Here is an 11,228-nt window from a genome sequence, read left to right as displayed (position 1 = left end):
GCCTGGGGCTGCTCAATCTGCCCTATGCGACTTTGGGCGTCGAAAAGCTCGCCGACAAACTCGACGTCATCTTTTATGACCAGCGCCTCGACCAGCGGGTGCGGGTGAAGATGACCGGGACGCGCATCTGGCTTCGGGCCGACTGCGATTTCCTCACCGAACGGGCGCGCTTCAGCTATTCGTTCGACGGCATCACCTTTACCCCGATCGGCGACGAGGTCGTGCTGGTCTACCAGACCTTCACCTTTCAGGGCGTTCGCTATGGATTGTTCAGCTACAACACGAACGGCGCCGAGGGCGGTTTTGCCGATTTCGACAGTATCGACGTCTATCCACCGCATACCCACGGCCTGATGCGGCCCGTTCCCTATGGCCGATCGATCCAGCTGGCGTCGTATCACGTGACCACCGGACTGGCGGCCAGCCATGGGCGACTGGTTTCGGGTGTCCCGACGCGGTTCGAGATCGTCGACCGCCGGTTGGGCCGCGTCGCGCTGCGATCGGGCCTACGCTATGTCACGGTCGGTAACGATGGAGGGGTGACGCTTGGGGCCGGCCAGTCCGGCACGGCGCAAAACTTCCAATGGATTGAAACGCCGACAGGCGAACTGGTGCTGATGTCATTGGTCACCAACCGCTTCCTGCGCATCGATCCGCAGACCGTGGATATCCGGGCCGACAGTCCCGGTCCCATGCCGGCCGACAGCGACGGCACGCGCTTTATCTGGTCGGAATAAACAGAGCGCCGCCGGCGAGGGCGGAGCTCAACGGTTGCCTCAAGGGCGAGTCGCTCATTGAGCCGGATTCCGATTCGGGCAGAGGTTTACAGGGCAGAGGTCGTGGGTTTGATATGGCTTGATAACGGTTCCCGATCGTACCTTACAGCGCCAAAAGAAGGACTGTCAGGATTCATTCAATATCGATGGGACGGTGACTCCGCGTTCCAGTGGTACGCTTAATCGTCGTTCCAAATTCAGGATGTTCAGGATGAAGTGCTTCTTAGCCATATTTCAGCTATCGGTAGCGGGTGGCGCACTCACCATCGGCTGCATCCAGTCGGCAACCTCCCAAACCGCGGTGTCGCCGCAGAGAATGAAAGTTCTAGGTGAGGTCGATCCCCGCTTCGTTTCCTACAACGTGGAGGCTGTCGAGGTCACCGGCGGGCGCTTTTGGGCGCCATACAAGGCGGCGGCAGAAAAAGCTGCTAGTGGCTCCGATACGCATTCCGGAAACCAGCCTGCAGGTCTCGATAGCAGCCTCTTCCAATACCGATCGCCCATCGATCTTTCGAACCCGAAACTCCGCAAACTCGCCGCCGAGCTTGGTCCAGCCTACGTCCGCGTGAGCGGCACCTGGCGCAACGCCACCTATTTCCAGAACAACGATGATCCGCCACTGAAGAGTCCGCCCGAAGGCTTTAATGGCGTCCTTACGCGCGCGGAGTGGAAGGGTGTCGTCGATTTCGCAAAGGCCGTGAATGCCGACCTAGTTGCCTCTGTCGCCACGAGCGCGGGAACTCGTGATGCGAACGGCGTCTGGACCGCCGTGCAAGCCAAACCCTGGCTTGACTACACAAAACAGATCGGTGGGCAGATAGCAGCGATGGAGTTTATGAACGAACCCACCCTGCTTAGCTTCGGCGGTGTGACGAAAGGCTACGATGCAACCAGCTTCGGCAGGGACGCAAAGATCTTCGGAGCGTTCCTGCATCGCGAGGCACCAGGAACAATCTACCTGGGCCCCGGCAGCGCTGCCGAGGGGCTTCCACTTCCGTCGATGCCGGGCGGACGTCACTTAGAGATTGTTTCCACGGACGATTTGATGAGGGCGACCGGCCCGATCTTCGACGCCTTCTCGTACCATTTTTATTCCATGCCCTCGCACCGCTGCCTAGGAGTGAGCGGCGCCGACCCGACACAGGTGCTCACTCCTGAGTGGCTGGACCGCAACCTGACCGTCTACAACTTCTATGCGAAGAAGCGTGACGCATATCTGCCGGGGAAGAATCTCTGGCTCACTGAGACTGGCGAAGGATCGTGCGGCGGGGATACCTGGGCTGCCGACTTTGCCGACAGTTTCCGTTTGCTAGACCAGTTTGGCAGCCTCGCACAAAGAAGCGTGAAAAGCATCATGTACAACACACTCGCGAGTAGCGACTATGGCATGCTCGACGAGGAGACTCTGCAGCCGCGCCCCAACTATTGGGCCACTGTGCTGTGGAAGCGGACGATGGGAACTCGATCGCTTGACCCTGGGGTTGTGCCCGCAAAGAATGTCCGCATTTACGCGCAGTGCATGAAAGATTCAAACGGCGGTGTGACTCTCATGGTTCTTAACCTGGACGAGACTTCCGAAGCATTGCTCAAACTGCCGGTTGCCGGAGAACGATACAGCCTTTCGTCGCCTGATATTTTCAGCCAAACCGTGCTGCTCAATGGCAAGGAACTGAGGGTAGGCCAGGATGGGACGCTTCTGTCGATCCGTGGAGAGGCATCGAAGCCAGGCACAACCAAGTTCGCGCCCTTAACCATTACGTTCGTCGAGATGCCCTCGGCAGGCAATCGACAGTGCGTCCGGTGAGGCCATCGGCACAGATCAGCAGGCCGAGAGCCTGCCCCTCTACCAATTCCATCGTGAAAAAATGGGTGCCGCCAGTGTGTTCCACCGAGTAGATTGTGACGAGGTAGGGATGCTTGAGCACGGCCACAGCACGCGCCTCCCGCTGAAAGCGAGCGAGGCGGTCAGGATTCTCAGCCATACCCGCAGGCAGCACTTTGATGGCGACATCGCGGCCCAAGCGCGGGTCCCTGGCGCGAAAGACTTCTCCCATTCCCCCTGCTCCGATTGGACGGAGGATCTCGTACTGGCCGAGTTTGTCGCCTGAAGTGAGGGGTATGGAAGTGGCCTAGCAAGACTACCCGACCAGATGAGCAACTCATTTAGATCACCAGGTCAAATTCTTCCGTCTGCGTTTTGCTGATTGCCTCGAACGATGTGGTTTCGATTTGATCCATGCGATTACTCTCCGTAACTCTCGTATTGTGGATCGGAACCGGGCGTCAGCCAATCATCGGCGGCGTTGAGTTGACGCGCTCTGAAAGCTTTTGAGAATTGCCTCAGCGGACGAGAGGAGTGGGACCTTCTTCGAAGTACCATAGACCAGCCGGAACGAGAGCGCGCCATCAATGATCGCAAGTAGCCTCTCTGCCGCCGCTCTTTTGTCGATTGCGAAGGGCTTTAGCAGATCGGTTAGATAGTCAAGAATTTTGTCCTGGTGTTCGATCACTTGGCGGTGGAAGGGATGGGCAGTGTCCGGAAATTCGGATGCGATACGAAGGAACGGGCAACTGGTGACATCCGGCCGGTTCGCCATTTGGTCGAGTTTGGCCAGAGCCTCACGCAGATCCTTTGGTCGGGCGGGGTTAAAGAGATAATCCCAAAAGGCTTGATCGCGCCTCTGAAGGTATGCGAGCACTAGGGCATCCTTGCTTTCGAAATGCCGATAGAAGGTCGCCTTTGCGACCTCTGCGATGGACATGATCTTCTCGGTGCCCGTCGCGCGGACTCCCTCTGCATAAAAAAGGCGGTTGGCAACGTCCAGAATTCTTTCCCGCGGATCGGATTGTTTCTGCGTCTTCATCGAGTTTATCTTGACAGAAGACAGACAAGTCTGTCTATATTCAAACGTATCAGACAGACAGGTCTGTCTTGATAAAAGTTTGATAGACGGAAGCTGTAGATCGTGAGCCCCGTGGGCCCCCGCTGTGAATTCGAGATTTCCGAAAGCGAGAAAGAAGATGTCTAGCCGCCTAAGTAAAGTTTTATCGCTGCTCCTTGGAGTTTGGATGTTCATTTTCGGATTTCTGAAATTCTTCAAGCCAATCAGTGGATGGTTTGATATCCAGATTCAGCAGAGTCATTTGCCCCACGAGGCGATTCTCGCGGGCAAGCTGACGGAAATGCTTACCGGCGTCCTCTTCTTAACGCCGTGGCTTCGGAGATCGCTGACCGCAAAAAGCAAAGATCAAATCCTACTGATCGCATGTTTCATCCTCTTTACTCAGATGGGCGTGGCAATCTATGTCCACCTGCAGCCTGGGGTGCCTGCTAACGTTCTTCCCCTCGGTATCAAACCACCTGTGATTCCCGTTCTCGTTCTCCTCCTTGGATTGCTCACTGCTTTTGATGTTTGGAAGCAACTGCGAGCAGAGAGGGCTTAGCGAGTTGCCGACTCAATAACAGGGTTAGACTCAGTCGTTCCGGTCGGATCGCGGAGCAGCAGCATCGAACCTGACAGCGGTTCTTCGCCACCGACTCATCGCATTCAACCCAGTGCGTTGTTGAACAACAGGAGTACAGAATGGCGAATCTCTTCGACTCTGTTCAGCTTGGATCTTTGGTCCTGGAAAATCGCGTCTTCATGGCGCCGCTCACGCGCAACCGCGCAGACGCAGATGGCGTGCCGAGCAAACTCGCAGCGACTTATTACTCGCAGCGCGCTTCAGCTGGACTCATCGTGACCGAGGCGACGCAGATTTCGCCCATGGGCAAAGGGTACATCAACACTCCAGGAATTCATTCTCCCGAACAAGTGCGAGCGTGGAGCCGAATCGTCGAATCCGTTCATAAGAGCGGAGGGCGAATCTTCCTTCAGTTGTGGCATGTCGGCCGAATCTCTCATTCGTCTTTATTGCCGAACAACGCTCAACCAGTAGCTCCATCCGCAATCCGTGCCAACAGCCAGACGCTGATTGCCACTGGGCTGGCACAGGTTACGGAACCGATTGCCTTGACAGCGAGCGGGATCAAAGAGACTTTGGACGACTATCGACGGGCAGCCGCCAACGCGAAAGAAGCCGGATTTGACGGCGTCGAGATTCATGCAGCGAATGGATACTTGATCGATCAATTTCTCAAAACTGGATCAAACCGGCGAACCGATGAATACGGAGGCGTTGCGTCCAATCGAGTCCGCTTTCTCACTGAAACGGTTGAACGCGTCCTGGAAGTCTGGGACAGCAGTCATGTCGGCGTGCGAGTCTCTCCGACCGGTGGTTTCAACGATATGACGGACGACAACCCTCTCGAAACCTTCTCCGCCACGATTGCAAGACTCAACGACTATGGGCTCGGGTACCTCCACGTCGTTGAGACGGCGCAGAACAGCCAAGGAAGCAGCGACGACGATCTCGCCATGTCGGCTCGCCTGAGGACACTTTGGAAAACACTCTACGTTGTGAATGGCGGATATGACGGGCACAGAGGAGAGGAAGCATTACGCACCGGGCATGCCGACGCTGTCGCATACGGCCGCGCCTTTCTAGCCAACCCGGATCTACCAAGGCGGCTGCAACTCGGAGCCGCGCTGAATGTGCCGGACCCCACGACTTTTTACGGAGGAGACGCTGCCGGCTACACAAGCTATCCCGCGCTCTCCTGAACCGTGCAGCATTAGGATATTCGTCCGCCATTGTTTGATTTTGCGCCTCATATAGCGTTTTGATATCGCTACAAATGGTTCGAGCGGAGCCTGTAGATACGAGTAGGCATAAGCGGGCAGCTTTGCCATGATTCGCAGAGCAGGGCATCAGTGAGTGCATTGTACCAACACCGCTCCGCCTCAAGCTTCCAGGCAGACGAGGAGACTCTGCCTGCGGAGCGCTGTCGATACGGCACTAGAGATTTATTTGGCGTATAGCCAGAATCCTTGCCTGGCTAAGACTGCGCGTAGCAGGACTGGTTTGGCGTGACACACGGCCTTCAAACTGCTTCCTGAAGAGATTGCACGTAGAGAGTTGGGGAGAGGCCAGTCACACGCTTGAATGCCGTACTGAAGGCGCTCACCGATTGATAGCCGGCCATCTCGGCAATATCGATCATAGGCACTTCCGAGGACGCAAGGGCGCTCTTCGCAAGCCTGATCCGCCAGGTGGCCAAATATTCGATGGGCGGTACGCCCACTAACTGCAAGAAGCGTGATGCGAACGCGGATCGAGACATTCCCACCTCGCGGGCGAGCGCCGCAAGAGTCCATGACCGCTTGGTGTCGGCGTGCATGATGCGAAGAGCATTCCCAATCCGCGTGTCGGCCAGGCCAGCCAGCAGGCTGCTTCTGCCTTCGACGATATCGGCGGGGCGATATCGCAACGCCTCAATGAGTATGAGTTCCAGGAGTCGATCCAACACGAGCGAACGGCCCGGCCGGTCTCCGTTCGCTTCTTCGCCAAAGGTCCCCAGCAGTGCGCCCAACCGAGCCGCCGCAAACTCGTTGCCCCTCACATTGACAATGGGCAGCATGAGAGTCGAGATCAGATCGCGATTGGCGGGTGAGAATGCGAAGTTTCCTGCCATGAACCGCGTGATTTGATTCGCATGCGTGGGCGAAAGAATTAAGCGCGGATTCTCAATCACGTCTGCGAAGTCGACTGCGGTGGCTCCTCCACCGAAGGCTGCCATCGTCCAGTTCGGCGGAGCCGTCATTAGCAGGAAGTCCCCGGCTTCCAGCTCGAAACCGATGCCGTCTTCCCGTTCGACGCGGCACGCTCCTTCGATGACTTGGCCGAACACCACAATGTTGGTGGGGCGAAAGCCGATTGTCCATGAATTATGTGCCTCCACGACGCGCCAAAAGACCGCTTGCGGCTTGAGGAGGCCGATGATTTGTGACAATGGATCCATTTGGACTCCTGATAATCGAAACCGGACTTCCAAGTATATACAGTCCAGAACTCTAGCTCTAGAGTTGATTCCAGTGGACCGGAAACAGCCCATCGGACCATGGACCAGAAGGCGGTCGGGCAGAAAAAGGAGAAGTCCAATGCGAGTATTCGTTACGGGTGCAACGGGTTTTATCGGATCGGCAGTCACGGAAGAATTGATGTCGGCAGGACAGTTGATGGACTGTACTGACGAATCGATTCGCGCTTCAGCAATGGAATCGAGATCATGGCCGGACGCGTTAAACAGCAGACGTCGTCATCTCTTGGAAAGGTTCGTGAATTGCGTCTCCAAGAAAGTTGGCCACGATCGCGTCTGGAGTAGGCTGGTGGCACGATGACTGAGTTAAGGAGTTTCCTAATTAGGTCAATGCTGGGAGCATCCACTCGTCAAGCGAAGGGGGTCGGGTGATGCAAAATGCGTAAGCGGCGGCTCGGTAAAAGCGCGCTCGAAGTTTCAGATTTGAGCTTTGGAACCTGGCTTACAATTGCTGGCGGAATCGAGCGCAGACAAGCCATTCGCTGCGTTCAGACAGCGTTCGAAAGCGGCGTTAACCTCTTCGACACCGCGAATCAGTATGGCGCCGGAGAAGCAGAAAGAATTGTCGGCGAGGCTCTGCGAAGCTATCCGCGCGACAATTATCTGATTGCGACCAAGCTCTTCTTCCCTGTCGGCGACGATCCGGGCCATGGGCTCTCGGCGGCGCAAATTGAGAAGCAACTAAACAATTCGCTCCAACGCCTGCGCCTCGACAGCATCGACCTGTACCAATGCCACCGTTACGATGCCGAGACGCCGCTTGAAGAGACGCTGACCGCACTCGATCGCGCAGTTCGATCCGGCAAAGTGCGCGCAATCGGCTTCAGCGAGTGGAGTGCCGAGCAGATTCAGTCGGCGGTAACGCTTATAGGCACCGAACATCTCACGCCGTTCGCCTCAAACCAGTCGCAGTACTCGATCGTTTGGCGCAAGCCTGAAGCTGCAGTGCTTGAGTTGGGTGCTCGTAATGGCATCGGCTTCCTGGCTTTCTCGCCGCTGGCTCACGGTGTTCTCACCGGCAAATACAAGGCCGGTGCGCAGCCCCCACCAGGAAGCCGCGCAGCAGACGCAAGGATGAACATGTTCATGGAGACAGCAGGCCGTCATTACCGCTCAGACTACCTGCTGGAGGCTGTAGCTCTGCTCAAACCCATCGCCGTCAATCTCGGTTTGACTATGGCGCAGATGTCGCTGGCTTGGCTACTCAAACGGCCGGAAGTTTCATCTGTCATTTTCGGTGCATCCCGGCCGGAGCAGATCGCCGACAATGTGAAAGCTGTTGGTGCCGAGCTACCCTCAGAGGCCCTGAAAGCGATCAACGGCATCGTGCAAGACGTCGCGGTCTGGAAGTGACATAAGCCCATGCTCGAATTTGGCGGCCACCTGACTCCCAGTGGCCTCTACAAGTGGCGATGGTGGCATGACCAAGAATCTCGGCGTTGAAGCTGCTTCAAAATCACATAGTGGAATCTTGATTGCGGTTGGATGACCGACAGGAACATGAAGTACGATTGCGAAAAATTCCCAACGCGACATCTCCTAACCGCCGAATGGACAATCAGCCGAATCGACAAATTTGATCACTGAGGGCGTACGTGCCGATACATAATGCGGTGACGGTGGCGGAAAAGAGTTCATCCTCAAAACCATTGATGATTGTGTTTCGCGTGCGGACCACTTCGGAGTTCCCGAACAAGAAGTCTTCAAATAGTCACGACATGCCGTTGAGAACTCGGGAAAGGATGTTTGTTTGAATTGGGCCGCAACTTTGCCTATTGCGCCGGAACCGGAACTACTGCGCTGGTTGTCCACGGCTCGGCGAGTTCAAGTTTCACAACAATATCGATAGTATCTGGCGGGACCTGCGGCAAATTGAGCGTCAAAACCTTCGCGGTTTGCTGGAACGGGACGCCGCTACCATGCAGCACTTCTGCGTTCAGGATGCGGGCAGGAAGCGTCGGCAGCACCAGGGTAGAGTTTTGGGGAGGATGTAAGACATGGACGTATACTATCTTTCCGTTATGTGTGGAGACGCCATAAGTTCCAGGAAGCCAGGGACCGCCACGCGTGCCGTAAATGCCCTCGCCATACAAACTGAGCCATTGGCCAATCTCCCGCAAACGCGCTTCTTGAGCGGGATCAATCCTGCCATCGGGGCGCGGCCCCACATTGAGCAGCATGTTGCCGTCGCGTCCAGCAGCGCCAATTAGCAACTCCAGCAGATGGGCCAGCGGTTTGACTTTGGCATTTGCTTGATAGCCCCAAGCGCCTTCCGTAATCGTTGTGCACAGCTCCCACGGGTGCTGGTTGTCAAAGTCGCCCAGTGCTGCGTCGCCCTCGCGCGAGCGGAAATCGGCGGGCGCATTGGTGCGATCGTTCAGAATGATTCCGGGTTGCAATTGGCGAAGATGTGCGACCGTCTTCCGATCCTCCCAGTCGAAGTTACCTGAGTATGGCTTGCCCTTGGGTCGAGCCTGCCAACCGCTTCCGGTGAACTCGACACCTCCAAATCCAAGCCACTCATCGCCCCCGCCATCAAACCACAATATGTCCAACTTTCCATAGTGGGAGGCTAGTTCGTCCAGCTGCCGTTGGTATTGCTCGCGTAGTTCGATAGCGCTGGATCGGTAGATGCCCGGGAAAAAGAAACCGGGAAAGCGCCAATCCAGGGGAGAGTAATAGAGCCCCACACCGAGCCCGGCCTTGCGGACAGCCTTGACATAGTCGGCCACAAAGTCGTGATGGGCGGCAGATTTCATCGCCGTAAAGCTGCTGCCGGGATCATCGAATAGCGCAAATCCATCATGGTGGCGCGCGGTGAGGACCATGTATTTCATGCCGCCTGCCTTGGCGATGCTTGCCCAGGCATCCGCATCAAAGTGCTCGGGATGGAACTGGTCCGCCAGTTGAGCGTACTGGTCAGTTGGAATCTGCTCTGCCCATTGAACCCACTCCCCGCGTCCCGGGATGGAGTAAACACCCCAGTGAATGAACATGCCAAATCGAGCTTCGCGCCACCAGGCAACACGCTGCGCAGCGTCGGGGTCTGACACAAGGGGGGCCCATTGGGCATTCAATACGCCAATGGCAATCAAAAAGAGGAAAGCCAAACACAACGACTTTTGAGAACTAGACAGTGACATTCGCTCGTACCTCGATCAACGAAACCTATCCAGCATAACTCTCGCGTGGGCTCGCGCGCCGAGCCCACATCCATGGTTCTTGCACCTGCGGAAAGAATACGCTGCGTACTCGCGAGGTTTCGTCCTTGGTAAATCGCCATTTTTATCCGATCGTCTTTGACAGGCTGGGGTCGACAGTGCAATGTTTTTTTGCAGAGTATTCATCGGTGAAAATCCAACACTTGACGAGGCCGGTCGCGGAGTGAGGAATTGGATTGCGCGCGTGACGCTCCAGTCAAGCGGAACTATCAAGCCTCTTGCATTAAGGATGCGTGAACATGTTTCGATTGATCGTTGTCAACTTACTATTCCTGGGAATTGCCGGCACCAATTCTGCTCAAACGACCGACAAGGCAGCAACTGCGCCCCCCGCGTCAACACAGCTGCGCGGCAATAATTTGGCTCTTCATGACTTCATGTATGCGGGAGAATCGCATAACCGCAGGATCATCATCGTTCGGCAGGGAAAGATCGTCTGGAGCTACGACGACCTGTCTGGCAAAGGCGAGATCAGCGACGCAACTATGCTATCAAACGGCAACATTCTCTTCACTCATCAATTCGGCGTTACGGAGATTACTCCTGAGAAGACGGTCGTGTGGAACTACGACGCACCGCCGGGCAATGAGATTCATACCGCCATCCCGATCGGAAACGACCATGTGCTGTTCATTATGAATGGGGACCCGGCAATGGTGCGCGCGGTGAACATTGTCACGGGCGCAGTGGAGAAGGAGTTCAATCTCAAGGTGAAGCATCCGATCAGCATTCATGCGCAGTTCCGGCACGCACGGTTGACGGCGAATGGGACCTTGCTGGTCGCACACATGGATCTGAACAAGGTTGTGGAATACGACGCAGACGGCCAGGAATTGTGGTCATTTCCAGCAACCGCGCCATGGGGCGTCACTCCGCTGGCGAATGGAAACATTCTGATCACCGACCGTATCGGCGTGCGAGAAGTGACGCGCAGAGGAGACACGGTGTGGACGTTTAGCCCGTCGGAGGCGAATGCTTATCACTTTGCCAGTCTGCAGCAAGCGTGGCGGTTGCCCAATGGCAATACCGTCGTGAATAACTGGGTGAACGAGTGGAGCACGACTGCTGAGGAACGCGTTGGAACGATCCAGGCCCTGGAATTGACGCCAGCTAAGGACGTAGTGTGGGCGCTCGATTCATGGACTGCTCCGGCAGCACTGGGTCCGGCCACAACAATCCAGTTTCTCGATACGCCTTCGGCTCCTGAAGATGTGCACTTCGGATCGATTCGATAAGGAAGCCAGACAATTG

General features: G+C 56.2%; 11 protein-coding genes. 7 read left to right on the top strand and 4 right to left on the bottom strand.

The genetic code is table 11. The features are described from left to right. Together WA354_RS16600 and WA354_RS16595 are read left to right on the top strand one after the other, a co-directional pair. Positions 1-737: beta-xylosidase family glycoside hydrolase (locus tag WA354_RS16600; protein ID WP_472814137.1), on the top strand; the 737-nt coding region annotated here is incomplete at its 5' end. 250 nt (positions 738-987) lie between these two features. After that, positions 988-2,580 carry a glycosyl hydrolase family 79 N-terminal domain-containing protein gene (locus WA354_RS16595; protein WP_472814136.1) on the top strand — a complete coding sequence of 531 codons (1,593 nt, stop codon included), beginning with the start codon at positions 988-990 and terminating at the stop codon, positions 2,578-2,580. On the opposite strand, the gene WA354_RS16590 is transcribed toward WA354_RS16595, so the two are convergent. Both WA354_RS16590 and WA354_RS16585 read right to left on the bottom strand, forming a co-directional pair. Beyond that, positions 2,531-2,857 (bottom strand): protein kinase domain-containing protein, encoded by a 327-nt coding sequence (locus tag WA354_RS16590; RefSeq protein ID WP_472814138.1) that lies wholly within the window; start codon positions 2,855-2,857, stop codon positions 2,531-2,533. The two genes, WA354_RS16595 and WA354_RS16590, sit on opposite strands and share 50 nt — an antisense overlap. Positions 2,858-3,067: 210 nt before the next feature. Further along, positions 3,068-3,640, bottom strand: a complete 573-nt coding sequence (locus WA354_RS16585) for a TetR/AcrR family transcriptional regulator (RefSeq protein WP_472814135.1) — start codon at positions 3,638-3,640, stop codon at positions 3,068-3,070. A gap of 205 nt (positions 3,641-3,845) precedes the next feature. Here WA354_RS16585 and WA354_RS16580 point away from each other — a divergent pair, with 205 nt between their 5' ends. Then, positions 3,846-4,220 carry a hypothetical protein gene (locus WA354_RS16580; RefSeq protein WP_472814134.1) on the top strand — a complete coding sequence of 125 codons (375 nt, stop codon included), beginning with the start codon at positions 3,846-3,848 and terminating at the stop codon, positions 4,218-4,220. 140 nt (positions 4,221-4,360) lie between these two features. Continuing rightward, complete coding sequence (locus WA354_RS16575; protein WP_472814133.1) at positions 4,361-5,440, top strand: alkene reductase; 1,080 nt, start codon at positions 4,361-4,363, stop codon at positions 5,438-5,440. Positions 5,441-5,760: 320 nt separating this feature from the next. On the opposite strand, the gene WA354_RS16570 is transcribed toward WA354_RS16575, so the two are convergent. Then, a complete protein-coding gene (locus WA354_RS16570) occupies positions 5,761-6,678 on the bottom strand; it encodes an AraC family transcriptional regulator (protein ID WP_472814132.1) in 918 nt (305 codons plus the stop codon). On the opposite strand from WA354_RS16570, the gene WA354_RS16565 reads away from it, so the two are divergent. Both WA354_RS16565 and WA354_RS16560 read left to right on the top strand, forming a co-directional pair. Then, positions 6,572-7,057, top strand: coding sequence for an NAD-dependent epimerase/dehydratase family protein (locus WA354_RS16565; RefSeq protein WP_472814131.1), 486 nt, complete (start codon positions 6,572-6,574; stop codon positions 7,055-7,057). The genes WA354_RS16570 and WA354_RS16565 overlap by 107 nt on opposite strands. Positions 7,058-7,134: 77 nt before the next feature. Then, positions 7,135-8,109, top strand: a complete 975-nt coding sequence (locus tag WA354_RS16560) for an aldo/keto reductase family protein (RefSeq protein ID WP_472814130.1) — start codon at positions 7,135-7,137, stop codon at positions 8,107-8,109. A gap of 419 nt (positions 8,110-8,528) precedes the next feature. Here WA354_RS16560 and WA354_RS16555 read toward each other — a convergent pair whose 3' ends face one another. Beyond that, positions 8,529-9,866 carry an alpha-L-fucosidase gene (locus WA354_RS16555; protein WP_472814129.1) on the bottom strand — a complete coding sequence of 446 codons (1,338 nt, stop codon included), beginning with the start codon at positions 9,864-9,866 and terminating at the stop codon, positions 8,529-8,531. Between the two features lie 350 nt (positions 9,867-10,216). Between WA354_RS16555 and WA354_RS16550 the strand changes: the two genes are divergently transcribed. After that, positions 10,217-11,212 (top strand): NHL repeat-containing protein, encoded by a 996-nt coding sequence (locus WA354_RS16550; RefSeq protein WP_472814128.1) that lies wholly within the window; start codon positions 10,217-10,219, stop codon positions 11,210-11,212. Positions 11,213-11,228 lie beyond the last annotated feature (16 nt).

Source organism: Occallatibacter sp., assembly GCF_049802275.1.
Lineage (GTDB): Bacteria > Acidobacteriota > Terriglobia > Terriglobales > Acidobacteriaceae > Telmatobacter.
The sequence above is the reverse complement of the archived record's forward strand: the minus strand, read 5'-3'. Positions and strand labels throughout refer to the sequence as shown.

Bases quoted from the DNA above. Each gene is read 5' to 3' on its own strand.
- WA354_RS16585 (WP_472814135.1), bottom strand. From the start codon at position 3,640: ATGAAGACGCAGAAACAATCCGATCCGCGGGAAAGAATTCTGGACGTT.
- WA354_RS16580 (WP_472814134.1), top strand. From the start codon at position 3,846: ATGTTCATTTTCGGATTTCTGAAATTCTTCAAGCCAATCAGTGGATGG.
- WA354_RS16560 (WP_472814130.1), top strand. From the start codon at position 7,135: ATGCGTAAGCGGCGGCTCGGTAAAAGCGCGCTCGAAGTTTCAGATTTG.
- WA354_RS16550 (WP_472814128.1), top strand. From the start codon at position 10,217: ATGTTTCGATTGATCGTTGTCAACTTACTATTCCTGGGAATTGCCGGC.
- WA354_RS16575 (WP_472814133.1), top strand. From the start codon at position 4,361: ATGGCGAATCTCTTCGACTCTGTTCAGCTTGGATCTTTGGTCCTGGAA.
- WA354_RS16570 (WP_472814132.1), bottom strand. From the start codon at position 6,678: ATGGATCCATTGTCACAAATCATCGGCCTCCTCAAGCCGCAAGCGGTC.
- WA354_RS16595 (WP_472814136.1), top strand. From the start codon at position 988: ATGAAGTGCTTCTTAGCCATATTTCAGCTATCGGTAGCGGGTGGCGCA.
- WA354_RS16565 (WP_472814131.1), top strand. From the start codon at position 6,572: ATGTTGGTGGGGCGAAAGCCGATTGTCCATGAATTATGTGCCTCCACG.